This window comes from Bradyrhizobium sp. Pha-3 (genome assembly GCF_042258325.1).
Taxonomy (GTDB): Bacteria; Pseudomonadota; Alphaproteobacteria; order Rhizobiales; family Xanthobacteraceae; genus Bradyrhizobium; species Bradyrhizobium elkanii.
The window spans coordinates 2,993,149-3,019,439 of sequence record NZ_CP170151.1 but is presented as its reverse complement, the minus strand read 5'-3'; the positions used below and the strand labels follow the sequence as shown (position 1 = coordinate 3,019,439).

Genomic DNA, 26,291 nt, shown 5'->3' with positions numbered 1-26,291 from the left:
AACTCGCTCCTGGGGACCATCGGGCTCGTTCCAGCAGCAAATCACTTATGTATTCACTCATATATGACGGCACATGCAGGAGAAAGGGTGCCGCGCAGCAAAACGGGCCCGTAGCCGCGGCCCTGGTCCGGTCGGCGGCGGCCAATGGTGCCGCGGCTGCGCCCTGCCATCATGCCGTCCGCCGCGTCTCCGGCATCACCAGCCAGACCACGAGCAGCCCGAACGCGGCGACGCCGGCGAGGCCCATGAAGGCGGTGCTGCTGCCGAGCTTGTCGCTGACATAGCCGGCCAGCACCGTGCTGAGCGATGCGCCAATGCCGACCGCGGTGCCGACAATGCCCTGCGCCAGGTTGAAATGGCCGCTGCCGAAGGCGACGTCGGCCACGATCAGCGGCACCATCACGCTGAAGATCGCCGCGGTGATGCCGTCGAAAATCTGCACCATGACCAGCAGATAGGGATCACGCACGGTTGCAAACAAAAGGCCGCGGACCGCCAGCGCGACGAATGCGATCAGGAGCAGCGGCCGCCGGCCCCGGATCTGGGCTATGCGGCCGACCGAGGGCGAGGACAAAGCGACGATCGCCTGCGGCACAATGATGCAGGCCGCGATCAGGACCGGCGCCCATTGGCTCGACCGTGTCGTCACCACGCCCGCCATCAGCGGCAGCATCGCGGCGTTGGCGAGCTGGAACAGCATCATCGCGCCGGCGAAGATCAGTAGCGGCCGCTGCCGCACCAGCGCGAACACGCTGGTGGCGCGCTTGTCGGGGACCTCGCGTTTGACCTCGCCATGGGCCTGGGCGATGTCGATCTCGCGCTCGCGGATCCGGGCCAGCGACAGCAGCGTCGGGATCGCCAGGATGAAGGTGACGAGGAACACCGAGCGGCTCGACAGCAGATAACCGCAGGCGCCCATCAGTGCCGCGGCCGAACCGCTGCCGAGCGAGGCGAAGCGCGCGTTGCGGCCGAGCCGCTCGCCGATCGCAAGCGGCCCGACCAGGCCGAGGCTGATCGCGGCGATCGCCGGACCGAGCACGCAGCTTGCGAGCGCGTGCAGCGCCGCGGCGAGCGTGACCACGGGAAAGATCGGCCAGAGCGCGTAGGCCAGCGCACTGGCGCCGATCGCGGCCACCGCACAGCCCGCAACGACCCGCTCCGAGCGCGCCGCATCGACGATCGCTCCGCCGGGCATCTGGCCCAGCAGGCCGATGATGCCGCCGATCGAGAGCACGAAGCCGATCTCGACCTGGGTCCATTTCTGCGTCGTCAGATAGACCGCGACGAACGGGCCGAAGCCGGTCTGCACGTCGGCCAGGAAGAAGATGAACCAGTCGAGCCCGCGCTGGCTCTCCCGCGACGGCCCGCGCGGTTCCTCCGGACTGGGCTGGTCGGGGACAATTGACACAACGTTGGTGCTGCCGGCTGATCGCTCGCTACGATCGTCGCCAACCGTCTCGAAAGAAGAGTTCGGACGCGCGACCAGCTTTACCCCCCTAATGTTCGTAGTCCCATGGATGCAGGCTTCCCGCCGCGCCCAGCACGATCAGCGGCGTATCTTCCTTGTACTCGGGTGCAGCGCTCACCTGCTGCTTGTTGAGGTCCAGCGTGATACTGTCGCTCTTGCTGGAAACACCGGCGAAACGCAGCGCGTTCCAATCGACCACGATCTTGCGGCTGCCGACGCCGAGGAACCCACCGAAATCGATCACCGCGGCGCGGACCTTGCCGTCGCGGTCGACAATGACGTCGACGATGCGGCCCATGTTCTCATTGGCGGAACTGCGAACGTCGCGCCCGAGAATGCCGTGCGCATCGCGCGCGCCGATCACGGTCACCGACGGCGGCGGCGACGGCTCCTTGGACGATTCCTTTGAGGGCTCCTTGGCCTGCTCCTTCGGCGTCGCGGAGGCTGCCGGCGGCGCAGGCGTTGCTGGCGGCGCCTGGGCCGCCGGCGGCGGCGATGGTGTCGGCGCCGGCGCTTCGTCGTCGGCGGCACGGACACCCGCGCATGTCAGCAGCACCGCTGCGACCAGCATCATCAAAACCCTCGGACGCATGTTACTCTCCCCGCGATTTCCCGGCGCACGCATGCCGCGCCACGACGCTCAATGCGTCAGCACGATCGACACCTGGATCTGGCCGCGTGTGCGCAACACTTCGAGCGACACCTCGTCGCCATGGCGGCGCAGCCTCAAATCGACGCTGGAAGCGCCTAGCCTGAGGTCGCGCAGCACCACGTCGTTGAGGAACTCCGGCAGCCGCGGATCGCGCAAGCGAATCTCGCCCCGCGCGGTGTCGAACTCGAGGCCGAGCGCCGCCTCCAGCAGCGTGAACGGCGTCGCGCTCGCCCAGGCCTGCGGTGCACAGGCCACGGGATAGAGCACCGGGCCGCGCCGCCGCTCGCGGCGGAAGCCGCAGAACAGCTCCGGCAGCCGTCGCAGTTCCATATAGCTCGCGGCATCGAACAGGCCCTTGAACAGATGCGCGACCGAATGCTTGAGGCCGTAGCGGGCAAATCCGAGCGCGATCAGCGCATTGTCATGCGGCCAGATCGAGCCATCGTGATAGGACATCGGGTTGTAGCGCGCTTCGCCCGCGGCGACGGTGCGGATGCCCCAACCCGAGAAGAACTTCTGGCTCATCAGATCGGCGGCGACCCGTCGCGCGCGGTCTTCCCGCACCATGCCGGAAAACAATGTCTGGCCGGCATTCGACGTGCGCACCTTGCACGGCTGCTTGGCGCCGTCGAGCGCGACCGCATAGGTGCCGAGCTCCTCGCACCAGAATGCTTCCTCGAACCGCTCGCGCAGCCGCTCGGCCTCGGCTTCCAGCTTCGCGGCCTTGTCGGCAAAGCCGAGTTTGCGCGCCGCGCGCGCGGCAAGCTGCTTGCCGGCAAACACATAGCCCTGCACTTCCGCCAGCGCGATGTTGCCCTCGGCAAGCGTTCCGTCGGCGTGGAAGATGGCGTCGAACGAATCCTTCCAGCCCTGATTGCGAAGCCCCTGCTCGGTGGCGCGCTGGTATTCGACGAAGCCGTCGCGATCCGAATCGCCCGGGCCGTCGATCCATTGCAAACCGGCCTCGACCGCGGGCCACAGCTCGCGCAGCGTCTCCAAATCGCCGGTGCGCTCCAGATAGAGCCCGGCGAGCAGCACGAACAGCGGAGTGGAATCGACGCTGCCGTAATAATGCGCGAACGGCACCTCGCGAAGCGCGGCCATCTCGCCGCCGCGCATCTCATGCAGGATCTTGCCCGGCGCGGCATCGGCCAGCGGATCGACCGCCTTGGCCTGGAACAACGCGAGCCGCTTCAGGACGCCCTTGGCGATCCGCGGATCGACCCACAGCATCTGCAGCGCGGTGATCAGCCCGTCGCGGCCGAACGTCGTTGAATACCAGGGAATGCCGGCATAGGGGTAACGGCCCTGCGGCGTCTCGGTCATCAGCATGTTGAGGTCGGCCATCGCCTGGCACAGCACCTCGTTGAAGATGTTGTTCGAGGTCTCGATGCTGGCCGCGCCGGCCGACGAAGTCCGCATCTCGCGGCGATGCGCCAGCAGGCCACGGAAGAACGGCACCGGCTTCTGCATGATCGGCTTGTTGCAGGAGACCGCGACGAACAGCGACGTGACCTGCCCCGGCTCGAGATCGAAATGATAGGTCGCCGCGTTGACCGACAGCCGCGTCGGCCGCGGATCGAAATGCAGCGCGGTGATCCGCGTCTGCTCGTCGAGGCCGCAATATTCCAGCACGACGTCGGTCGGTCCGAGCAGCTTGCTCGAGCCGATGCCACGCCGCGGCCGGCGCTCGCCGCGCACCTCGAACAGATCGGCAAAGTCGTTGTCGAACAGCAGCGTGAGATCGAAGCTCGCGGCATGATCGCCGTGATTCTGCAGGCCGATGCGCTGATAGGCCGTGCCGCGCCACAGGAAGATCGAGCGCACGATGTGCAGCGTGTCCTTCGGCAGGGTCAGACGGTCGTCGCGATAGACGTCGGAATTGGTGAGGTCGACCGTCAGCGCCGAATTGTCGTCGCGCATGTTGGAGCCGAGCAGGAGCGGCTGCACGTCCTCCAGCACCATTTCCAGCCGCGCCAGGTAGCGGGTGTCGGCGTTGAACAGGCCGTCCGGCCCACCGGCCGAGGCGCCGATGTCGCCGTGGCTGTCGAGCACGATGAAAGTGTCGTCATGCTTGAGCGAGCGCCGCGGCCGTGCCGCGGGCCCGGTCATCGGAATGTAGAACGGCGATTCGGCGACGTGCTCAGTGATACGAGCGGTGATGATCTGCGTAACGACGTCAGCTGCCATCTGAACCTCTGGCGACTTTGCTTGGCTCCACTTCGGCTCGAACGAACGCACCGGAACGCACAAACACGCTTGAGAAACGCGGGGTCAGGCCGCGCTGGTGGAGAGGCGGCCCATCTCGCGCGCGACCAGGTCGCGGTAGGGGCCCCTTCCCTTCACGAGGATATCGGGCGGACCGTCCTCGACGATGCGGCCACCCTGCAGCACGATCACGCGATCGAAGCTGCGCAGCGTCGCGAGTCGGTGCGCGATTGCGACCACGGTACGCCCGCGCATCAGCCGCGACAACGCCTCGCGGATCGCCTCCTCGGAGTCCGCATCGAGCGCCGCGGTGGCCTCGTCGAGCAGCAGGATCGGCGCGTCCTTCAGGAAGGCGCGCGCGATCGCGATCCGCTGGCGCTGACCGCCGGAGACCTTGACGCCGCGATCGCCGACGATGGTGTTCATGCCCTCGGGCAAGGATTCGATGAAGTCGCAGCGCGCCGCGATCGCCGCCCGCAGCACCTCGTCGTCGGTGGCGTCCGGCCGGCCGTAGCGGATGTTCTCCAGGATCGAACGATGGAACAGGGAGATATCCTGCGGCACCACCGAGATTGCCGCGCGCAGGCTCTGCTGGGTGACGCGCGAGATGTCCTGGCCGTCGACGGTGATGTTGCCCTGCTCGACGTCGTAGAAGCGCTGCAGAAGGGTAAACAATGTTGACTTGCCACCACCCGACTGGCCGACCAGGCCGACCCGCTGGCCGGGCTGGATGCGCAGGCTGAAGCGCTCGAACACCTGCAGGCCGCCGGGATAGCGGAACGCGACATTGTTGAACGCGATCGCGGCGCCGCTCTTCACCAGCGCCTCGGCCTCCGGATGGTCCTTCAGCTCGTGCGGCTGCAGCAGCGTCGCCAGCGCCTCGGTCAGCCGGGCGACATGCTGGGTGACGTCGACCAGCGCGACCGCGAGATCGCGGGTGGCGCTGAGGATCGAGATGCCGAGCGTGCAGACCAGCACGACATCGCCCGTGGTCGCCGTGCCCTGCTGCCAGAGACTGAGCGCCCAGGCCAGCATCGCGATGGTCAGAATGACGGTCACGCCGGCGTGAATAAGACGAAGCTTCTCGAGGTAGCGCAGGGAACGGCCGCGTGCGACGAGTTCCCGATTGACGGTCGCATCGAAGCGTTCGTGCTCATAGCCGAGGCCGCAGAACGCGCGTACCAGCGGCAGGTTGTTGATGACGTCGACCATTTCGCCGTCCACGGCAGCAGCCCTGTTGGCGAAATCGTCGTGCAGCGGCCGGCCGGCGGCGGCAATGCGGAACATGGCTACCACCATGGTTCCCGCGATCAGGATCAGCACTGCTGACATTGTCACGCTGACGGTTCCAACCAGGGTGATTGCCGCGAAGGTCGCGATGCAAGGCGGCAACACATTCCATACGAACATGTTCTCGACGGTGAACACGGCGTTCGACGTCGCCGTGATCCGGCTGGTCAGCATGCCCGGCAGCCGGTCCGTGAAATAGCTCGGCGCGTGGCCGGTGAGATGCCGGAACATGTCGCGGCGAAGATCGCCGGTGACGCTGACAAAGGTGTAGCTCGCGGTCCAGCTCGCGATCCGCCACAGGAAGTTGTCGGCTGCGATCAGCGACATGAGCAGAGCGAATGCCAGCCATACGCCATTCGCGGCCGACGGCCCCGCCGACAACGCATCGACCAGATTCTTCACGCCGTATTGCGTGCCTACCGAACAGGCAACCGCCGCTACCACGGCTGACAAAATCACAACATGCGACGGCAGACGCCGGCGCAGATAGCGCAGCACAAAGGGAAACGGGCGATGCGCGTATCCTGACAGATGGTCCATGACGTCCTGCAAAGCTGTTGAAGGTGAACGAGAAAATTTTAGTCGAAGCTCTCGCGCACGATGACGTGAAGGGCGGCGGTGGGATTCCTTGATGCAGCCATCACTGCGCAACAATTTTGCAACGCTGGCATAGGCAAAACCGTGTTGGAGCGTGATGGCATCAGCAAGACCACAGTGTGATGGAAGAAAGAAGCGGCAGATCTCCCACATCTAAGGAACCTCGCACGTGCGAGAACGTTCCCGTCTTTGGCATGTCGGTGCCATCTGAGGGCTGAGGGTAGTTCATCCCACATTACAAACAGGAGACGGAGAGATGCGCATCGCGCAGGTTGCCCCGCTGACGGAGGCTGTTCCCCCCAAGCTCTACGGCGGCACCGAACGGGTCGTGCACTGGCTGACCGAAGAACTTGTAACACTTGGACATGACGTGACGTTGTTCGCCAGTGGCGATTCTCAAACCTCCGCGAAGCTCGATGCGACCTGGCCGAACGCACTGCGGCTCGACGGCTCGGTCCGCGATCCCAATGCGCTCCACATGGTGATGCTGGAACGCGTGCGGCAGAAGGCCGATGATGAGGAGTTCGACTTCCTGCACTGCCATCTCGACTATTATCCGTGGTCGCTGTTCGCGCGGCAGCCGACGCCGTTCGTCACCACATTGCACGGACGGCTCGACCTGCCGGAGCATCAGCCGGTGTTCAACACCTTCTCCAAGATTCCGGTGATCTCGATCTCCAACGCGCAGCGGCGGCCGGTGCCGCAGGCGCATTGGGTGCGCACCATCCATCACGGCCTGCCGGAGAATCTGCTGACGCCGCAACCGGCGAAGCCGTCCTACCTCGCGGTGCTCGGGCGCATCGCACCGGAGAAAGGCGTCGATCGCGCGATCAAGATCGCGACCCGCTGCGGCATTCCACTGAAGATCGCGGCTAAGGTCGATCGTGCCGACCAGGAATATTACGATGAGTTGATCAAGCCACTCATCACCAGCAACCCGTTGGTCGAGTTCATCGGCGAGATCAGCGACCGCGAGAAGCCGGATTTTCTCAGCGGCGCGATCGGACTCCTGGTTCCGATCGACTGGCCGGAGCCGTTCGGCCTCGTGATGATCGAAGCGATGGCCTGCGGCACGCCCGTCATCGCCTATAACCGCGGCTCGGTGCCGGAGATCATCGAGGATGGCCTGACCGGCTTCATCGTCGAGGACGAGATCAGTGCGATCTCCTCCGTCGGCCGCCTCGGAACGCTCAATCGCGACGCGATCCGCAAGCAGTTCGAGACCCGCTTCACCGCGCGGCGCATGGCGCTCGACTATCTCGCCGCCTTCCGCAGCCTGATGGAAGCCGAGCCGCGCTTCAAGCTGGTGGCCAGCGCGGAGTAGCAGTTGCAGCGGCCGATCGAATGATCCGGCGGGCCGGCCGGCACCATCCGTGCCGGTCCGTCGGGTCATTCGATTGTCAATAATACCGTCGCGGGCGTCGGCAACTCTCACGCGGCAAAACAATCCGCATGCGCGCGTCGCGCGATTGCTGCGACGCACCAGCAATGACAGGTTTCCCCATGAGTTCGGCTGATATCGCCTTTGCGAATGCCGAATTACGTGCTCTTATGCGCCCCGCTTGAGCAAAAAATAATAAGCGAGCGGACGGAGCAACCGTGCCGTGATCGCGCAGGGGGGAACGCCATGACAGGGGACCGCAAGCCGTCGCCCATTAATAATGCCGCACCGACCAAAGCCTCACAAAAGAAGCTGAACCGCCGCAAATTCCTCGCCAAAACCGGCGGCGTGCTGGCGGCAGGCGCGTTCGGCGCCGTTCCGCTGCGCGGCTGGGCGGCCGACCCGATCAACATTGGCGCGCTCTATCCGACCACCGGCAGCATGGCGCAGATCGGCGTAGGCTGCGTGGCTGCGGCCAAGCTCGCGGTCGACATGGTCAACGAGGCCGGTGGCATCAAGTCGCTCGGCGGCGCCAAGCTCAACCTCATCGTCTCGGACGTGCAGAGTGACACCACGGTAACGCGCACCGAGACCGACCGCCTGATCACGGGCAACAAGCTGTCGGCGATCCATGGCTGCTATGCCAGCGCGTTGACCTTGATCGCGAGCGAAGTCTGCGAACGGGCAAAGGTCCCGATCATCACCGGATCGAGCTCCGATCAGCTCAACAAGGGACGCACCTACACCTTCACGCCGTTCGCGCGCGCCTCGCAATTCGCCAAGGCGCAGCTGCAGATGGCCAAGCTGGTCAGCGAGCAGGCCAAGGTCGCCGTGATTTTCGAGAACACTGCGTTCGGCACCTCGACCTCGAACGGGCTAAAGGAGCTGGCGCCGGGCGAAGGCGTCGAGATCGTGATGTTCGAGCCCTATTCGGCCGGCTTCACCGACGCGAGCCCGCTGATCAACAAGGTCAAGGCCTCCGGCGCCAACACGCTGTTCTCGCTGTCCTATCTCAACGACCTCATCCTGATCGTGCGCACCGTGAAGCAGGTCGGGCTCAACATCGCGATCAACGGCGGCTCCGGCGGCTTCGTGATGCCGGATTTCTACAAGAATGTCGGCAATGCCGCCGAGGGCCTGCAGGGCGTCGCGCACTGGAACCACGACGTCAGCGACGACGCGCAGAAGGTGAATGTCGAATTCAAGAAGCGCACCGGCGAATTCGCGTTCGAATATGCCGGCGGCCTGGTCGCGCAGACCTTCATGCTGGCCGACGCGCTGGAGCGCGCCGCCTCCGCCGATCCCAAGAAGGTGCGCGAGGCGCTCTCGACGCTCGACGTCTCCTCGGGCTTTGCTGCGATGGCGCCGGGCGGCAAGGTGAAGTTCGGGCCAGACGGCAAGAACGTCTACGGCCGCCCGGTCGGCGTGCAGTGGCAGAACACCGATCTCGTCAGCGTCTTCCCGAAGGAAGACGCCCGCGCGCCGCTGATGAAGACCTGAGCCGCGGTCGCATCGCATGTGGGAGACACTGGCCCAGGCCGTGATCAACGGCCTGCTCATCGGCGGCATCTACGCGCTTGTCAGCATCGGCGTCACGCTGATCTTCGGCGTGGTCAAGATCGTCAACTTCGCCCAGGGCGAGTTCGTGATGATCGGGATGTATATCTCGTTCTTCCTCGCCACCCAGTTCGGCATCGATCCGCTGGTCTCGCTCGTGGTCTCGATGCCGGTGCTGTTCCTCGCCGGCGTCCTGATCCAGCATTTCCTGATCCGCAGGGTGCTGGGGCCGAACGACATGCCGCAGATCTTCCTGACCTTCGCGCTATCGCTGTTGCTGCTCAATCTGTCGCTGATGTTGTTCAGCGCCAACTACCGCACCGTCCACACGTCTTATTCGGATGCGGCGTGGCACATCGGCGGGCTGTACATACCGGTGGCGAAACTGATCGCCTTCGCGGTCGCAATGGCGCTGAGCGGGCTGCTGTGGGTGTTCCTGCACACCACCGATCTCGGCCGCGCCATGCGCGCTGCGTCGCAGAACCGCGACGTCGCGATGCTGATGGGGATCAATCCGAACCGCGTGTTCGCGGTCGCGTTCGGCACCGCGCTGGCGCTCGCGGGCGCCGCCGGCTCGCTGCTGATGCCGTTCTATTCGGCCTATCCATTCGTCGGCCAGGTGTTCGTGCTGATGGCGTTCGTCGCCGTCGTGATGGGCACGCTCGGCAATGTGATGGGCGCACTGATCGCAAGTCTGATGATGGGCGTCGCGGAATCGCTCGGCATCCAGTTCGTCGGCGCCGATTCCGGCCTGATCGTGGTGTTCGCGCTGCTGCTGCTGACGCTTGCCTTCAGGCCGAGCGGGCTCGGCGCCAGGAGGGGCCGGTGATGCAGACGTCCAGCAACTTCAAATGGCTGTGGCTGGCGATCGGGGCCGTCGTCATGCTCGCCTTGCCCCAGCTCGTCACCTCATCGTTCGCGATCGACATCTTCATCCGCATCCTGCTGTTCTCCTTCATCGGCGTCGCCTGGAACCTGATGGGCGGCTACGCCAAGCAGCTGTCGCTCGGGCACGCCGCCTATTTCGGGCTCGGCGCCTACACCTCCACCATCATGCAGGTGAACTACGGCATCTCGCCCTGGATCGGGATGATCGCGGGCGGCGTGGTCGCGATGCTTGCAAGCCTGCCGATCGGCTGGCTCTGCTTCCGCCTGCGCGGCCCCTACTTCACCATCGCCACCATTGCGACCGCCCAGGTGCTGATGCTGATCTTCCTCAAGTTCCGCGATTTCGCCTGGGGCGCCGAAGGCACCACGATCCCGAACCTCGGCAGCGCGCCGCTGATGATGCAGTTCGAGGAGAAGTCGTCTTACTACTACGTCGTGCTCAGCCTGCTCGTGGTCGGGCTGTGGATCACCCACCGAATCGAGAAATCCTGGATCGGCTACTATCTCGTCGCGATCGGCGAGGATGAGGACGCGGCCGAAGCGGTCGGCGTCAACGCGCCGAAGGTCAAGCGCGACATCTACATGATCAGCGCGTTCCTGACCGCGCTCGCGGGGACGTTCTACACGCAATACATCTACTTCATCGATCCTGCGACCGCGTTCAGCTTCAACGTCTCGATCGAGGCGGCGCTGGTATCCATCGTCGGCGGCATCGGCACGCTGTGGGGACCGGTGATCGGCACCGTGCTGTTGGAGACCACCTCGGCGCTGCTGCAAAGCTGGCTCGGCAGCTCGGTGGGCGGCATCCAGCTCACGGTCTACAGCCTGATCCTGATGGCTGTGATCCTGTGGCGGCCGACCGGGCTGATCGGGTTCGCGACCGACATCTATCACCGCACCGCCCGGCGCAAGCCGGCGCGCGCCTGAGGTCGTCGCGATGGCAGAAGCACTGGTCATCAAGGGTCTCAGCAAGCGCTTCGGCGGCCTGCGCGCCGTGCAGGACGTCAGCTTCACGGTGCAGGAAAACGAAACGGTCGCGCTGATCGGACCGAACGGCGCCGGCAAGACCACGAGCTTTCACCTGATCACGGGATTTCACCGGCCGGATTCCGGCTCGGTGCTCGCCTTCGGCCACGAGGTCGTGGGGCTCAGGCCGCACGATGTCTGCGCGCTCGGCCTTGCCCGCACCTTCCAGGTGGCCAAGCCGTTCGGCGCGATGACCGTGCTCGCCAATGTGATGACCGGCGCGTTCCTGCGCGACCGCCATATCGCGGCCGCGCGCAACAAGGCGCGCGAGGCGATCGAGTTCGTCGGCCTCGGCGCCAAGGAGCAGACCCCGGCCAAGGACCTCACCACCATCGACCAGCGGCGGCTGGAAATGGCCCGCGCGCTGGCAACGCAGCCCAGGATCCTGCTGCTCGACGAGGTGATGGCCGGACTCAACCCCGCCGAGATCGACCAGGCGGTGGCGCTGGTGAAGAAGCTCTCCGCCAGCGGCCTGACTATCGTGATCGTCGAGCATGTCATGCGCGCGATCATGGCGGTGGCGCGCCACATCGTGGTGCTCGACCACGGCCAGAAGATCGCCGAGGGCGCGCCGAAGGAGATCGTGGAGAATCCGGAAGTGATCCGCGCCTATCTCGGCTCCTATGTGCATCCGCCGGCGCAGGGAGACGCCCATGCTTGAGCTCTCCCGCGTCAGCGCCAGCTATGGCTCGGTCCCTGCCATCACCGACGTCAGCATCTCCATTGGCGAGGGCGAAGCCGTCGGCCTGCTCGGCGCCAACGGCGCCGGCAAGAGCACGACGCTGCGCGCCGTCTCCGGCCTCGTCAAACTGTTCGGCGGCAAGGTCACGGTCGACGGCGTCGACCTCGCCACGCTGCCGCCCTACCGGATCCCCGAGCTCGGCATCGCGCATGTCCCGGAAGGCCGCCAGGTGTTCCCGGAAATGACGGTGCAGGAGAATCTCGAGATCGGCGCCTACACGCCGAAGGCCAAGGCGGATCGCGCGCGCACGATGGAGCTCGTCTACAGCATCTTCCCGCGGCTCGCCGACCGCAGGAAACAGCTCGCCGGCACCATGAGCGGCGGCGAGCAGCAGATGGTCGCGGTCGGCCGTGGGCTGATGCTGAAGCCCCGACTTCTGATGCTGGACGAGCCCTCGCTCGGCTTAGCTCCCGTGATGACCGACGTGACCTTCGAGAAGATCGGCGAGATCCACAAAATGGGCACCGCGATCCTCTTGGTCGAGCAGAATGTCAGCCGCGCGCTGTCGCTGGTGCAGCGCGCCTATGTGCTGGAAAGCGGCAACGTGATCATGCAGGGCACGAGCGCCGAACTCGCGGGCAACAAGCAGGTACAGGCGGCGTATCTCGGGATTTGAGGCATCGTCTGCCAACCCGTCATCCCCGCGCAAAGGTTTCGCCTTTGTCGCTGGAGGAGCCGCGTAGCGGCGTCTCGAAGGATCAATCGGCCACCAGCCGGGCCGTCGACCCTTCGAGACGCGCGTTCCGCGCTCCTCAGGGTGACGGTTTGTAAATTCCGCTTGCGTGGCCCTACGTCACCGCCGTCCGCTTCGGCTCGACGATCTCGAACATCCGCGGGAATTCGTCCATCAGCGCCATCAATTCATCGAGCCGCTGCGGCTCGCCTGATGCCTTGATCCTGCCGGCGTCCACGGCGTCCGGGAACGTGGTCAGCTTGGCGATGACCTCGTCGAGCACGCTGCGCGCCAGCGTGAAGCTCGCCTGCGCATCGGCCGCCTGCGTATCCCCAACGTAGGTCAGGGCGGAATTCTCGAGATTGAGCACGAAGGTCTCGCCGGTGTCGGTGAAGCTCCAGTTCAGCACGATGCGCTTGCCTTCGGCCTTGGGGCCGTTGAGGCGGATGCCGAGCACGTCCCAAAGCTGCTCGGTGCGCAGCGCAGCCAGCGTCTCGCGCGGCATCGGCGAGCGCGGCGGCGTCTTCGGCATGCCCTGCCGCAGTTCCTGCGCACCGAACAGATAGGCGTTGCGCCAGGTCGAGCTTTCCGCGGCGTAGCCGAGCTGCTCGAACGTATCGGCGAGGAGCGAACGCGCGGCCTGATTATCAGGCTCGGCGAACACGAGATGGCTGACGGCCTGCGCCACGAAGCGGAATTCGCCCTTGGCAAAATCCGCCGCGGCGCGTTTCAGGATCGCGTCGGCGCCGCCCATATACTCGACATATTTCTTGCCGGCCTCGACCGGCGGCAGCGGATCGAGGTTGACCGGATTGGCGTCGTACCAGCCGAGATACTTCTGGTAGATCGCCTTCACGTTGTGCCTGATATGGCCGTAATAGCCGCGGCCGTGCCAGGCGCCCTCCAGGCTCTGCGGCAGGCGGATCGTCTCGGCGATCTCGGCCGCGTTGAGGCCGTGGTTCATCAGACGGATGGTCTGGTCATGGGCGTATTTGTAGAGGTCGCGCTGCTCGCGGATCATGGTGTCGATCCGCGCCTGCCCCCACACCGGCCAGTGGTGCTGGCCGCACATCGCTTCCGCCTTGCCGCCCCACATCTGCAGCGCCTCGCCGAGATATTTCGACCAGGCCAGCGCATCGCGCACATCGGCGCCGCGGAACGGCAGCAGATTGTGGAAATTATGCGTGCAGTTCTCGGCGAGATTCAACAGCTTGTAGCGCGGGATGAAGAAATGCATCTCCGCCGGCGCTTCGCTGTTCGGCGCCATCTGGAATTCGAACTCGACGCCGTCAATCACGCGCTTGTCGCCGGTTGCGATGATCAAATCGGTCGGCCGCAGCAGCGCCACGCCGCCCGCCGCCATGGTCTTGCCGAGGCCGCAGTCGACATGGCCGCGCACGCCCTTGGCGAGGAACGGCCCGAACTGATATTGCGCGCGGCGCAGCATCGCCGGCCCCGCGATGATGTTCTCGGAGACGGCGTGCTCCATGAAGAAGTTGGGCGCGATGATCGGTACGCCCGCCGCCAACATGACGTCGTCGAGCACGCCGCGCGCGCCACCCCAATGGTCGGTGTGGGTGTGGGTGAAGATCACGGCGGCGACCGGCCGCTTGCCGCGATGCTGGAAGTACAATTCCATCGCGGCGCGCGCGCCCTCGATCGAGGTCAGCGTGTCGACCACGATGACGCCCTTGTCGCCCTCGATCAGCGTCATGTTGGCGATGTCAAGGCCACGCACCTGGTAGACACCCGGCACCACCTCGAACAGGCCGTGATGCATGTTGAGCCGCGACTGCCGCCACAGGCTCGGATCGACGGTCGCGGGCGCCTTCTCCTCCGACAGGAATCCGTAAGGCTCGAGACTCCAGACCACCCTGCCCTGGGCCGAGGTGACGCGCGCGTTCTCGATGGTGCCGAGGAAGCCGCGCGCGGCGTCGTCGAAATCCCGGGTGTCGGCGAACGGCAGCGCTTTCAACGTCGCCGCGTGCTGGGCGATGACCGGAGCGGATGCCGCCTTCGGACCTTCGTGTGACGTTTCGCTTGCGGTTGTCTGGGCCATACTCAAGCACTCCCTCGATTGGCGGAAATCGGTTCCGATCGCGCTTCCCTCAGCGAAATTGCACGCCCTCGAACTGGCCGCTGCGGCGCCAGCCGTCGATATATTTGAAGTAGGCTAGCGCGCCCAAGGGATGGCCGACATTGAGCTTGGCGGCGGGACCGGGCTCACGGCCCTCGTTGTTGTAGTAGCCGGGCGTGCAATCCGGCCCGCCGATCATCCGCCCGACGCCGGTCAGCAGCAGCTCGACCCAGCGATCCTCGGCTTCCTTGCTGACCTCGATTTCCGCGAAGCCGTTATCCTGCGCGTGGCCGACCATCAGCGCGATGGTCCGCGCCGCTTCGGTCAGGTTGTGCGGCACATTGGAGATCAGATTGGCGCCCTGCGTCGGCTGCACGAAGAACACGTTGGGGAAGCCGTGCACGTGGATGCCGTGCTTGGTACGCATGCCCTCGGCCCAATGCTCCGACAGCTTGACGCCATCGCGGCCGGTGAGGTCGAAGCCCGCGCGACGGCGATATTCCGTCCCGACCTCGAAACCCGATGCATAGATGATGCAATCGAGCGCGTATTCCTTGCCGGCGACGACGATTCCGTTCTCGGTGATCTCCTCGACGCCCCTGCCGTCGGTATCGACCAGATGGGTGCTAGGGGTGTTGAACGCCTGAAGATAGGCGTCGTGGAAGCATGGCCGCTTGCAGAGCTGGCCGTACCAGGCCTTGAGATTCCTGGCGGTGTCGGCATCGCGGACGATGGTGTCGATCCGGTTGCGGATTTCCTCCATCTTCTCGAAGTCGGAATCCTCGAACGCCGCCCGCATGTTTTCCACGCTTCGCTGCTCGCGCGGCAGCAGCATGATTTTGGCGCGGATCCGCTTCGACAGGTCGGTCCAGCCGTCCTGCACCAGATCCTCCTCGGCCGATCCGCCGGCCTGGTTGGCGGTGAAATTCTCCAGCCAGCGCTGTTGCCAGCCCGGCGTCGCGATCTCGGCAAACCAGTCGGGATCGATCGGCCCGTTACCGCGCACATCGACCGACGACGGCGTGCGCTGGAACACGTAGAGCTCCTTGCAGGCGCGCGCGAGGTGCGGAATGCATTGCACCGAGGTCGCGCCGGTGCCGATGATGCCGACGCGCTTGTCGGCAAGCCTCTCCATCAGCGCGCCCTTGGGATCGCCGCCGGTGTAGTCGTAGTCCCAGCGGCTGGTGTGGAACGAGTGGCCCTTGAAGCGCTCGATGCCGGGAATGCCGGGCAGCTTCGGCACATGCAGCGGGCCGGTGCCGATGCCGACATATTGCGCGGTGAAGGCGTCGCCCCGCGTGGTGCGGACGATCCAGCGCGATTGCGTTGCGTCCCAATCGAGGCTCGTCACCTCGGTATGAAACAGCGCATTGTCATAGAGATTGAACTGCCGACCGATCCGCTGGCAGTGCGCCAGAATTTCGGGCGCATGCGCGTATTTCTCCGACGGCATGTGGCCGGTTTCTTCGAGCAGCGGCATATAGACCATCGACGCGGTGTCGCACTGCGCGCCGGGATACCGGTTCCAGTACCAGGTGCCGCCGAAATCGCCGCCCTTCTCGACAATGCGGACATCCTTGATCCCGCCCTCGGTCAGCCGCGCCGCGGTGGCGAGCCCGGCGAAGCCGCCGCCGATGAAGGCGAAGGTGACGTGATCGGTCTTCGGCGCGCGCTCAACGACCGGCGTGTAGGGATCGTCGAGATAATGCGCGAGCTGGCCCTTGATCTGGAGATACTGGTCATTGCCGTCGGGACGCAGCCGCTTGTTGCGCTCCTCCTGATACTTCAGGCGCAGCCGCGCCTTGTCGATCGCGGCGGGCTTTGCGTCTCGGGCTTGCTCGGTCATCGTCATCGGAAGGCGCCTCGCTCCAGCGGTTCCTTGTCCTTATTCCCCGCAGATAAACCGGTATCGACACGATTTGCAAATTCATTTCGATATATTGACAAATCTGGCCATCTGAGACCAATATTCCGTATGACAGCATCTTCCCCTGCCGAGGTTCAGGCGGATCCCTCCTTTGCGACGACCCTGGCGCATGGCCTCGACGTGCTGGCGGCGTTTCGCCGTCATCCGGGCTCGCTGTCGAACGCCGAGCTCGCGTTGCATACTGGCCTGTCGCGGCCGACGGTGTCGCGGCTGACCTACACGCTCGAGCAGCTCGGCTATCTCAGGCGCGACACCAAGGGCCGCTTCGTGCTCGGCCTCGGCGCACTCGCCGCCGCCTACCCCGTGCTGTCGGCATTGAAGGTGCGCCAACTCGCGCGTCCGCTGATGCGCGACTTCGCGACCTATGCCGGCGGCACGGTGTCGATCGCAATGCCGTTCGGGATCGACTTCATCTATGTCGAGACGTTGCGCACGACGGATACGGCGCCGCACGTGCCCGACGTCGGCTTTGTCAGCACGCTGGCGCCGACCGCGGTCGGGCGCGCGCTGCTGTCGCTGTTCACCGAGGAAGAGCTCGGCGCCTATGTCGCGCGCGTCAAGGCCGAGCGCCCCGACGAGTTCGATTACGTGCAGAAGCGCACCTTGCCCGACATCGAATTGTGCCGCGAGCGCGGCTTTGCCGTCTCGCTCGGCGAATGGCGGCGCGAGATCTTCGGCGTCGCCGCCCCGCTCTATCGCACGCCGACCGGCGAATGCCTGTCGGTCAATTGCGGCGTCCCCTCCTTCCGCTTCAGCGCCGAGCAGATCGAGCGCGAATGCGGCCCGCGCATCCTCGGACTCGCCCGCAGCATCCGCGCGCTGGTGGAGGAAGGCTAACAGGCGAACCGTCGGCACGGGTTGCCTCACATCATTGCGAACCGACAACGGCCGCGGTCACGCTAATCATGCGATGCCGGCCCGCTGTCGCGGTAGGCCCACAGGCATTCGCGCGGCAACGCGACCTGTGCCTCGACGCCAACCTGATGGCGCGCGGCGGTGCCGAGTTCGATCGCTTCCAGCCGTTTGCCGAACAGCTCGATGCCGTAGGCGGTCTGGGTGCCCTGATATCTGCGGTCGAGCACCTTTGCCGAGAACGTGTTGGTGCCGTCGGGCCGGCCGATCGCGATGTTCTCGGGCCGCAGCGCGATCCGCACTTTCTCGTCGGGCTTGAGCGTCTGGCACAGCGCGACCTCGCCTTGCCGGCCGTCACCGAAATCGACCACGCCATAGCGGCCGTTGCATGTGACGAGCGTACCCGCGAGCTCGTTGGTGGCGCCGGTGAAATTAGCGACGAACAGATCGGCCGGACGATTGTAGATCACGTCGGGCGTATCCATCTGCAACAGCTTGCCGTCGCGCATCACGCCGATCCGGTCGCCGAGCACGACCGCTTCGGCCTGGTCATGGGTGACGTAGAGCGCGGTCATCCCGGTCTGCTTGAGGATGACGCGGAGGTCGTCGCGCAGCCGCAGGCGCAGTTTGGCATCGAGGTTCGACAGCGGCTCGTCGAGCAGCAGGAGTTGCGGCCGGTACACCATGCTGCGTGCCAGCGCGACGCGCTGCATCTGGCCGCCCGACAACGCCACCACCGGCCGGTCGGCATAGTCGGACAGTCCAACCAGCGCCAGCGCCTCCTCGACCATGCGGGCAGCATCGGTGCGTCCGATCTTGCGGTGCTTCAGCGGATAGATCACGTTCTGCCGCACCGTCATATGCGGCCACACCGCATAGGACTGGAACACCATGCCGAGATCGCGCGAACGCGGCGGCACGAGGACGCCGCTTGCCGGCGACGAGACCACCCGCCCGGAAATGCTGATCTCGCCGCCGGTCGGATGTTCGAGCCCGGCGACGCAGCGCAGCGTCGTGGTCTTGCCGCAGCCGGACGGCCCCAGCAGCACCACGATCTCGCCGGCCGGCACGCCAAAGCTGACGCCGTCGATGGCCGGGCGGCCGATCGAAAACTGCTTCCTGAGATCGGTGACTTCGAGCGTCGCCGTCATCGCTGCACCATCAGCCTATTGCCGGTAGCCAAACGTCTTGTCCCAGTCCGCGACCCACGCCGCATGCAGCTTCACATACTCGTCGAACTTCGGATACCAGAGCTTGACCACCTTTGGATCGAACCCCTCCGGATATGCCGGCGGTGCCTTCAGGGATGTGAGATTGCCGAGCTCCTTGATCATGAAGGTCTGTCCTTCCTTGGACAGACACCAGTTCAGGAACAGCTTTGCTGCATTGGGATGAGCCGCCGTCTTCGGAATGCCGGTCGCGTAGGGATTGACCGGAGCACCCTCGGGCGGAAAGAAGATCTCGATCGGCGCGCCGTCCTTCTTCTTCTGGTAGATGACGTTATAGAGCAGCGGCGCGATCGCGATCTCGCCGCGCACCAGCGCATCGGCCGTCGGCGCGCCGGAGGGATACAGCACCGGATGGGTCGCGGCCTGCTTGGCCCAGTAGTCTTCGCCGAGCACCTGGCGCTCGAACATGATCCGCGTCCAGGTGGTGCCGCCGGACTGCGCGAACACCTGCCCGATCAACTTGTCATATTGCGGCTTGGTCAGGTCCATCCAGGATTTCGGCGGGTCCTTCACCAGCTCGGTGTTGTAGGCGATGGACCAGGCGATCGTCGCGCGCGGCCAGTATTTCGGCGAGATCAGCGCGTGCGGATCGTAATCGGCTGCGTTCGGCGGCGCGTAATCCTGGAACAGGGCCTCCAGCGGCTGCATCAGCGCGCGGTCGGAGTGGTCGACGACATCGGCGATCAGCTTGCCGGCCGCAGCCTCCGTCTTGACGCGGGTGATCAGCTGCCCGCCGGGCGCGCGGACCATCTCGACCTTGATCTCGGGAAAGCGCTTGTTGAAGGCCTTGATGACCTGCTGCTCGATCTCGGCGAAGTTCGCGGTGTAGTAGACGAGCTTGCCTTCGGACTTGGCCGCCGCGATCAACTCCGCCGAGCCGAAGTCCTGCGCCCGTGCCGCAGGCGGCAATGCAAGCGTCGCCACGCTTGCCAAGGCCAGTGTGGTGAAGGTTCGTCTATCCATCGCAATCCTCCCCTTATTCGTTGTTATCCGGTCCGCGCCACGTTGCCCTGCGCCGATCCGCGCGACAGCCAGTTGGCGCCGCCGATCAGGACACCGAGCAGCACCGTCTGCACCAGGCTGAAGGCCGCGGTCTTGCCGATATTGCCGCCCTCGTAATAGTCGAGCAGCAGCACCGACATCACCATGGTGTTGCTGGTGTAAAGGAACAGCGACGAGCCGAGCTCGCGGATCGCCAGCACGAACAGCAGCGTCATCGACGCCAGCACGCCCGGCCGCGCCAGCGGCAAAACGATCGTCCTGATGGTGCCGAGCATGCCCTTGCCGCAGACCCAGGCGGCCTCCTCGAGCTCGCGGTGGATTTGCAGGAACGAGGTCGACAGCGCCTTCACGGTGTCCGGCATGAATCGCGCAATGAAGGCCAGCGCGAGAATCCAGATCGTGCCGTAGAGCCCGCCCGGCACGCCGATCCAGGCCCATAGATAGGCGACGCCGACCACCAGTCCGGGGATCGCGACCGGCAGGGTCGAGATCAGGTCGATGGCGCCGCGTCCGCTGACGCGGGTACGATGGATGGTGTAGCCGATCGCAAAGGCGAGCGCGCCGCCGACAACAGCCGTGATGACGCCGACCTCGACCGCATTGTAGATCGACCGCATCGTCAACGGATTGTCGAAGATGCTCTCGAAATGCGTCAGCGAATATTGCCGCATGTCGAACAGGCTCGCGATGTCACGGATGAACATGAACTTGCGGAACGCCGCGACGATCAGCGCCAGCGACGGCAGCACCACGACGATGAGGAGGTAGACGATGCCGATCGCGAAGGTGAGCCAGCGCCACGGGCCGAGATCGAGGCTGCGCGGCCGGAACGCCTTGCCCGCGACGGTGGTATAGCTGCGCCCGCTCAGCAGTTTCTGCTGCAGATAGACCAGCAGTCCCGTGACCACCATCAGGATGATCGCGACCGCCGCCGCGGTGTTGTAGAGCGGCGGCGACCAGTTGGTGAGCTTGAAGATGTAGGTGGTGAGCACGTTCAGGTTGGTCGGCGCGCCGAGCACGGCCGGGATGCCGTAGATGCCGAGCATCACGATGAACGACAGCAGCATGCCCGAGACGATTGCCGGCATGATCAGCGGGAACGTCACCGTGAACAGGGTCGCGACCGGGCTCGCGCCGGAGATTTCCGCGGCCTCCTCCAGGCTCGGGTCCATGTTGCGCAGCGCCGACGAGGTGAACATGTAGACGTACGGCGCGTAGTAGATGCCGAAGACGAACACCAGGCCCCACATCGAGTAGAGATCGACGCGCAGGTCGGAGCCCATCCACTTGAACATCGTGTTGATCAAGCCGGTCTTCGGCGAACCGAGAATGGCCCAGGCCACGCCCGCGACCAGCGGCGGCGCGAACAGCGGCAGGATGCTGGCCGCGGCTATGAAGCCCTTGAACGGCGTGTTGGTGCGCACCACGATCCAGGAGAACAACAGCCCGATCGCGACCGCGATCACCGTGCCGCCGCCGCAGGCGATCAGCGTGTTGAGCAGCGCTTCGGCGACGTTCGGATTGGCCAGCACGGCGAGGAAATTGGCGATCGACAAATGGCTCAGGCTGAGACGAATGCCGTCGACCACCGGATTGGTGTCGGTAAGCGCGCCGAGCAGCAGCATGAAGACGGGATAGATGACCAGGAAGGTCAGGATCGCCAGCAATGCCGCGACCCAGAGGCCGGTGAACGCGCGGCGGCGAGTTCCCTCGCTGGCGCTTCGCATGGCTTCGCTGCGCCGGTCGGCCTGTCCGTGCAATGCGCGTTCCCTCTTGCGGCCCGATCTGACGCCGGGCCTGCTTGTATACCAAGGGTAGTCGATCGCGACTGTGACGCAAGCTATCCGAAAGTCGCTTCGGCGCGATTCTGTGACGCACCGCGGGAACATGAATTCGGATTGATCGCGCTCGCACGCTGCATCCACCGCCGTCGTCCCGGCGCAGGCCGGGACCCATACTCCGCGGCGGATGTCTTGAACGGGACTCGTCGTTCCAGCATTGCCCGACAAGCAGCATCGGTGGTTATGGGTCCCTGTGTCTTGGAAGTCTGTCAGGATGTGGGTGGGGCGCAATTCGAGATGTCAAAACAGCCACTCGGTGTCATCACCCGCGAAATGTTTAGTCCGGAGACATGGCTGACACCTGTTCGGACACATCACTGACAGGTTGGCCGGCGGTCAAGTCGATTGATGCGACCTGCCAGCTGGCGAAGAAGACGCCGTAATGGCCGTCGCGATCCAGGGCCTGATGGCAAGCCGTTCGCGCGCGAAGGCCAGCGGAACCTTCCAGAAGCGTCCCTTGAAGGAGATGTAGGGTCTTGTCGATGAGACCCTGCGCACGATCTCGCCGCTGTCGTACGCGACGTTCGGGACGCGGGCCGGCATGGCCCGGATACTCGGTCGGAAGCGATCGGCGGGAACGTGCATATCGAGGCCCTGGTGGGGACGCTCCAGATTGTAGACCGGCCGCCAGGCATCCAAGGCGCGTTGGACTTCCGGGAGAGTGCGGAAGCGACGCATCGCAAAGACTTCAGCCTTCAGGGTGCGATGGAAGCGTTCGTTCTTGCCGCGGGCCTGTGGATGACATGGCCTGGCATGCACCACCCTGACGCCAAGCTTGAGCAGCCAGACCTTCAATCCGGTCCAGCGAATGCCGGACGTATCGCCCCATGGTGAGCCGTTGTCGGTGTAGAAGGCCTCCGGCAAACCATAGCGGCGGAACGTCGTCGTCAGGTGACCCTGCACGGTGCGCCGCTGCTCGTCGGCGCAGGCCTTCAGGCACAGGACATAGCGCGAGTGATCGTCGACGATCGTGAGCGGATGGCACCGCGTCCCGTCGGCGAGCGGCACGTGGCCTTTGAAGTCCATCTGCCACAGCAGATTGGGAGCTTCCTTCTCGAAGCGGTGCCCTGGATTTGGCGGCGCGTTCTCGCTCGGCTTGACCCGGCCGTTCCGGCACAGGATCCGGTGCACCGTCGACGGCACAGGCACCGTCTGGCCATCCCGCTCCAGGCAGTGGGCGATCTTGCGCGCACCCCAGGCCGGATGCTTGTCGCGCACGGCCAGAACCTGCGTCTCGACCGCAGCCTCACTGCGCTTGGGCATCTCATGGGGGCGCCGGGAGCGGTCGGCCAGCTCCCGATCGCCAGCCTGCCAGCGCCGCAGCCATTTGTAGCCGACGTCAGGGCTGATGTTGAACCGTCGGCACAGCTCGCGCCGGTTGGCGCCTTCCTGCAGAGCCAGCCGCACGAACTCGTGGCGCTGATCCATTACTGACACCTCACTCCACGGCATGGCGGCCTCCCGAATCGGACCAATCCAGCCAAGGTTGATGTGTCAGCTATGTCTCCGAACACCCGTCAGTGATCTGTCCGGGCCAAACAGAAAGCGGGTGATCCAGTATTCCAGAGACGCCAGTGCTTGAGCCGATGGGCCGCGGCGTACTGGATCGCCCGGTCGAGCCGGGCGATGACAGATGTGGATTGGGACGCAGTTGCGTCGCCACAGGCTGCCGGGACGCCGGCCCGGAACGATCCGGGCCGGCGTCGGCATTCTAGGCAAGGTAATTGCCTTCGAGCGCCGGCATGATGTCGAGCACTTCGAAGTAATGGTCCCAGAACTTCGTCTCGCGCAGGTGGTCGCAGAACCACGCCCAGGCCGAGAGGTCATCGGTCTCGCAGATCATGACGTCGGTCGCCCTGGTCCAGAAGGCCTCCGGCTCGAACCAGCGCACCTTCAGCTCCGGACGGCGCCGGAGCAAAGGAATGACCTCCTCATGCAGGAAGGCGAGGCGCTGCTCGGTCTTCAGATCGAGCCAATGCCGCGTGGTCTTGACCATGACGAAGATGTGAAACCTGTGCGGATCGTCCTCGTGTTCGGGAAGCACGGGGGACGAGGTCGTTTGCAGTGTCACCATTGATCGGTTCTCCTTTCACGCCCATAATGTGAGTAATTGCTCATATTCCACAACTCGCGTTTTGGGAGATCCCCCTCATGCCGGCGAAGCGGCGCATAAAGGCCCGGAAACAGCCGCTTCAGCAGCGTTCGCGGGAAACCGTGGCCGTGATTCTGGAAGCGGCGGCTCGCGTTCTGGAGGCGCGCGGGCTCGAGGGCTACAACACCAATGCGGTGGCCGAACGCGGCGGGATCAGCGTCGGATCGGTGTACCAGTACTTCCCCAACAAGGACGCGCTGACGCTGGCATTGATCACGAGGTTCGAGGACGCGCTGCTGGCAAAAGTGCGGGATGCGGTCGCGGCATCCGAGAGCAAGAGCCTGACGGCGTCGCTCAACCTGATCGTTCAAGCCCAGCTCGAGGCGCACGCCGAGCGAGCCGGGCTCAATCGCATTCTGGAGGCCGAGGAGGATCGGCTGCGCCCCGCGTCATCGGGCACGTCAGCAGCCGACGAATTGAAGGAACTGGTCGCCGCCCTGCTGGCCCGGCATCGTCGTGAGATCGCAAGGCCCGTCGACGATGACGCCGTCGAGGATTTGATCGTGATCAGCCGCGCCATGGTCGACCACGCGCTTCAAAAGGACCTCTCGCAGGCTGCGGCCAGCCGCCGGGTGCTGCGCGCCATCGAAGGATATCTGTTCGGTCCGCGGCGGGACTTTTGACACTTCCGGCTAGGCCGCTTCGCATACGCATCATGCAATGCCGCGGCTGGGGAACGGGATGCCGGCGTAGTACATGGCGGTCCCGGAGACACTTACAGGCATGCTCGAGAAGACCCCGACCGCCGCGGCTGCGGCACCGATCACCGATGGTTTGCCTTGGGAGACCCGGCGCTGGGCGGTGGCCGCGATCTTCACGGCGCTGGCGATGGCTTCGCTCGATACCGCGATCGCCAATATCGCGCTGCCGGCGATCGCGAGCGATCTGCATGTCAGCCCTGCGGAAGTGGTCTGGGTCGTCAACGTCTATCAGATCGCGCTGGTCGCGACGCTGCTGCCGCTCGGCGCGCTCGGCGAGATCGTCGGCCATCAGCGAATCTATCTCGGCGGCCTGCTGCTGTTCACATTGGCGTCACTCGGCTGTGCGCTGGCGTGGTCGCTGCCGAGCCTGCTGGTCGCGCGTACCTTGCAGGGGCTCGGCGCCAGCGGCCTGATGAGCGTCAACACCGCGCTGGTGCGCTTCGTCTATCCGAGCCGGATGCACGGCCGCGGCTTCGGCCACAATGCGCTCGTGGTCGCGACGGCTTTTACGCTGGGGCCGACCATCGCCTCCGGAATCCTCGCGCTCGGCCCATGGCCCTGGCTGTTCGCCGTCAACATTCCCTTTGGCGTCGTCGCGTTGCTGATGGGCATGAAGACGCTGCCGACGACGCCGCGTGCCACCCACGCCTTCGACTTCACCGGCGCGGCACTGGCCTGCGCCTGTCTCGGCCTCTTCATCATCGGCATCGGTAGCGCTGCGCACAAGGCTGCGCCGGCGCTTGTCATCGCCGAGCTTGTCGCCGCCGTCCTGTTCGGATGGATCCTGACCCGGCGGCATGCCGATCATCCGGCACCGATGCTGCCGATCGACCTGTTCCGGCGGCCGATCTTCGCGCTGTCCGCCGCGACCGCCGTCTGCTCATTCGCTGTGCAGGGCCTCGCCTTCGTATCGCTGCCCTTCTACTTCGAGGACATATTGCACCGCTCGCAAGTCGAGACCGGCTTCTTCATGACGCCCTGGCCGCTGGTGGTCGCCTTCATGGCGCCAATCGGCGGCCGGCTGTCGGACCGCTATCCGGCAGGCATCCTCGGCGGCATCGGCATGCTGCTGCTGGGGCTTGGCATGGTGCTGCTCGCCACCCTGCCGGCCGAGCCCAGCGTCGCCAACATCGTCTGGCGCACGATGATCTGCGGCATCGGCTTCGGCTTCTTCCAGACCCCCAACATGAAGGCGATCATGTCGAGCGCGCCGTCGCATCGCAGCGGCAGCGCCAGCGGCATCGTCGCGACCGCGCGGCTGACCGGGCAGACCACCGGCGCCGCCCTCGCCGCGCTCTGCTTCGCGCTGGCCGATCGCGAGGGCGCCACTGTGGCGCTGGCGCTGGGTGCCGGATTTGCCGCGCTCGGCAGCGTCATGAGCTTTCTGCGTTTGGCCGTCGCATCACCGCAAAAGTCATGACAGGTATGCGGCGCGCACAGTGCGCGGCCAAACACCACAGCATCAACTTTCTTCGCGCTGCGAGCGCATTTTCTTGATTTGAACCGTTCCAGTTCCAAGGCCAACATCGCCCCGCAGTCCGGTCGGAGGATCGGACCATTCAGGGGATCGCGATGGCAAACCTCAAAATCAACGGCAAGACAATAAATGTAGACGTCGAGGACGACACGCCACTGTTGTGGGCGATTCGCGAGAACGTCGGACTGACAGGGACCAAATACGGCTGCGGCATCGCCCAATGCGGCGCCTGCACCGTGCATATCGACGGCGTCGCGATGCGCTCCTGCGGCGTGACGGTGAGTGAGGCGGCCGGCAAGGAGATCACCACGATCGAGGGTCTCGCGGCGGGCGGCGTGATGCACAAGGTGCAGCTCGCCTGGATCGCCAGCGACGTGCCGCAGTGCGGCTATTGCCAGAGCGGCATGATCATGGCCGTCGCGGCGCTCTTGAAGGACAATCCGAAGCCGACCGACGACGACATCAACGACGCCATCACCAATATCTGCCGCTGCGGCACCTTCCAGCAGGTGCGCGAGGCGATCCATGCTGCCGCGAACGCATAAGGACGC

The 26,291-nt window shown here is 65.1% G+C and carries 20 protein-coding genes and 1 pseudogene; 10 read left to right on the top strand and 11 right to left on the bottom strand.

Going from position 1 to position 26,291, the window contains the following annotated elements; translation table 11 throughout:
• Positions 1 to 169: 169 nt before the first annotated feature.
• The 4 genes from ACE10X_RS14115 to ACE10X_RS14100 all read right to left on the bottom strand — a co-directional run bounded on the left by ACE10X_RS14115 (position 170) and on the right by ACE10X_RS14100 (position 6,158).
• Positions 170 to 1,408: an MFS transporter gene (locus tag ACE10X_RS14115; protein WP_304556548.1), complete on the bottom strand. Its 1,239-nt coding sequence runs from the start codon at positions 1,406 to 1,408 to the stop codon at positions 170 to 172.
• 88 nt (positions 1,409 to 1,496) lie between these two features.
• Positions 1,497 to 2,060 (bottom strand): PRC-barrel domain-containing protein, encoded by a 564-nt coding sequence (locus tag ACE10X_RS14110; RefSeq protein ID WP_051002909.1) that lies wholly within the window; start codon positions 2,058 to 2,060, stop codon positions 1,497 to 1,499.
• A 48-nt stretch (positions 2,061 to 2,108) separates the two neighbouring features.
• A complete protein-coding gene (locus tag ACE10X_RS14105; RefSeq protein ID WP_038383914.1) occupies positions 2,109 to 4,310 on the bottom strand; it encodes an amylo-alpha-1,6-glucosidase in 2,202 nt (733 codons plus the stop codon).
• 84 nt (positions 4,311 to 4,394) lie between these two features.
• A complete protein-coding gene (locus ACE10X_RS14100; RefSeq protein ID WP_038383915.1) occupies positions 4,395 to 6,158 on the bottom strand; it encodes an ABC transporter ATP-binding protein in 1,764 nt (587 codons plus the stop codon).
• 313 nt (positions 6,159 to 6,471) lie between these two features.
• On the opposite strand from ACE10X_RS14100, the gene ACE10X_RS14095 reads away from it, so the two are divergent.
• The 6 genes from ACE10X_RS14095 (at position 6,472) to ACE10X_RS14070 (ending at position 12,425) form a co-directional block, all read left to right on the top strand.
• Entirely contained in the window at positions 6,472 to 7,539 is a 1,068-nt protein-coding gene (locus ACE10X_RS14095) for a glycosyltransferase family 4 protein (protein ID WP_038383916.1), read from the top strand.
• Between the two features lie 303 nt (positions 7,540 to 7,842).
• Positions 7,843 to 9,096, top strand: a complete 1,254-nt coding sequence (locus ACE10X_RS14090) for an ABC transporter substrate-binding protein (protein ID WP_038383917.1) — start codon at positions 7,843 to 7,845, stop codon at positions 9,094 to 9,096.
• A 16-nt stretch (positions 9,097 to 9,112) separates the two neighbouring features.
• Positions 9,113 to 9,982, top strand: a complete 870-nt coding sequence (locus tag ACE10X_RS14085) for a branched-chain amino acid ABC transporter permease (RefSeq protein ID WP_028334343.1) — start codon at positions 9,113 to 9,115, stop codon at positions 9,980 to 9,982.
• The gene (locus tag ACE10X_RS14080; protein WP_038383918.1) at positions 9,982 to 10,968 is read left to right on the top strand and encodes a branched-chain amino acid ABC transporter permease; all 987 of its coding nucleotides are present in this window, start codon (positions 9,982 to 9,984) and stop codon (positions 10,966 to 10,968) included. The genes ACE10X_RS14085 and ACE10X_RS14080 overlap by 1 nt, the downstream gene beginning before the upstream one ends.
• A gap of 10 nt (positions 10,969 to 10,978) precedes the next feature.
• A complete protein-coding gene (locus tag ACE10X_RS14075; protein ID WP_038383919.1) occupies positions 10,979 to 11,728 on the top strand; it encodes an ABC transporter ATP-binding protein in 750 nt (249 codons plus the stop codon).
• On the top strand, positions 11,721 to 12,425 hold the full coding sequence (locus ACE10X_RS14070) for an ABC transporter ATP-binding protein (RefSeq protein ID WP_202948914.1): 705 nt from the start codon (positions 11,721 to 11,723) through the stop codon (positions 12,423 to 12,425). The genes ACE10X_RS14075 and ACE10X_RS14070 overlap by 8 nt, the downstream gene beginning before the upstream one ends.
• A 172-nt stretch (positions 12,426 to 12,597) precedes the next feature.
• Here ACE10X_RS14070 and ACE10X_RS14065 read toward each other — a convergent pair whose 3' ends face one another.
• Both ACE10X_RS14065 and ACE10X_RS14060 read right to left on the bottom strand, forming a co-directional pair.
• A complete protein-coding gene (locus ACE10X_RS14065) occupies positions 12,598 to 14,541 on the bottom strand; it encodes an alkyl/aryl-sulfatase (protein ID WP_304556549.1) in 1,944 nt (647 codons plus the stop codon).
• Positions 14,542 to 14,590: 49 nt separating this feature from the next.
• Complete coding sequence (locus ACE10X_RS14060; RefSeq protein ID WP_080583301.1) at positions 14,591 to 16,411, bottom strand: NAD(P)/FAD-dependent oxidoreductase; 1,821 nt, start codon at positions 16,409 to 16,411, stop codon at positions 14,591 to 14,593.
• Positions 16,412 to 16,534: 123 nt separating this feature from the next.
• Between ACE10X_RS14060 and ACE10X_RS14055 the strand changes: the two genes are divergently transcribed.
• On the top strand, positions 16,535 to 17,323 hold the full coding sequence (locus tag ACE10X_RS14055; RefSeq protein ID WP_038383922.1) for an IclR family transcriptional regulator: 789 nt from the start codon (positions 16,535 to 16,537) through the stop codon (positions 17,321 to 17,323).
• 62 nt (positions 17,324 to 17,385) lie between these two features.
• Here ACE10X_RS14055 and ACE10X_RS14050 read toward each other — a convergent pair whose 3' ends face one another.
• From ACE10X_RS14050 to ACE10X_RS14030, 5 genes and pseudogenes are all read right to left on the bottom strand, one after another.
• Positions 17,386 to 18,489 (bottom strand): ABC transporter ATP-binding protein, encoded by a 1,104-nt coding sequence (locus tag ACE10X_RS14050; protein ID WP_038383923.1) that lies wholly within the window; start codon positions 18,487 to 18,489, stop codon positions 17,386 to 17,388.
• Positions 18,490 to 18,504: 15 nt separating this feature from the next.
• Positions 18,505 to 19,530 carry an ABC transporter substrate-binding protein gene (locus tag ACE10X_RS14045; RefSeq protein WP_244435755.1) on the bottom strand — a complete coding sequence of 342 codons (1,026 nt, stop codon included), beginning with the start codon at positions 19,528 to 19,530 and terminating at the stop codon, positions 18,505 to 18,507.
• A gap of 23 nt (positions 19,531 to 19,553) precedes the next feature.
• Positions 19,554 to 21,296 carry an iron ABC transporter permease gene (locus ACE10X_RS14040; protein ID WP_038383932.1) on the bottom strand — a complete coding sequence of 581 codons (1,743 nt, stop codon included), beginning with the start codon at positions 21,294 to 21,296 and terminating at the stop codon, positions 19,554 to 19,556.
• A 391-nt stretch (positions 21,297 to 21,687) separates the two neighbouring features.
• Positions 21,688 to 22,862: pseudogene (locus ACE10X_RS14035) on the bottom strand (IS481 family transposase).
• A gap of 259 nt (positions 22,863 to 23,121) precedes the next feature.
• A complete protein-coding gene (locus ACE10X_RS14030; protein WP_051002910.1) occupies positions 23,122 to 23,484 on the bottom strand; it encodes a darcynin family protein in 363 nt (120 codons plus the stop codon).
• A 77-nt stretch (positions 23,485 to 23,561) separates the two neighbouring features.
• Between ACE10X_RS14030 and ACE10X_RS14025 the strand changes: the two genes are divergently transcribed.
• The 3 genes from ACE10X_RS14025 (at position 23,562) to ACE10X_RS14015 (ending at position 26,285) form a co-directional block, all read left to right on the top strand.
• Positions 23,562 to 24,185 (top strand): TetR/AcrR family transcriptional regulator, encoded by a 624-nt coding sequence (locus ACE10X_RS14025; RefSeq protein WP_038383925.1) that lies wholly within the window; start codon positions 23,562 to 23,564, stop codon positions 24,183 to 24,185.
• A gap of 100 nt (positions 24,186 to 24,285) precedes the next feature.
• On the top strand, positions 24,286 to 25,683 hold the full coding sequence (locus ACE10X_RS14020) for an MFS transporter (RefSeq protein ID WP_038383926.1): 1,398 nt from the start codon (positions 24,286 to 24,288) through the stop codon (positions 25,681 to 25,683).
• Positions 25,684 to 25,835: 152 nt separating this feature from the next.
• Positions 25,836 to 26,285 (top strand): (2Fe-2S)-binding protein, encoded by a 450-nt coding sequence (locus ACE10X_RS14015; RefSeq protein ID WP_028338899.1) that lies wholly within the window; start codon positions 25,836 to 25,838, stop codon positions 26,283 to 26,285.
• The last annotated feature ends 6 nt before the right edge of the window (positions 26,286 to 26,291 follow it).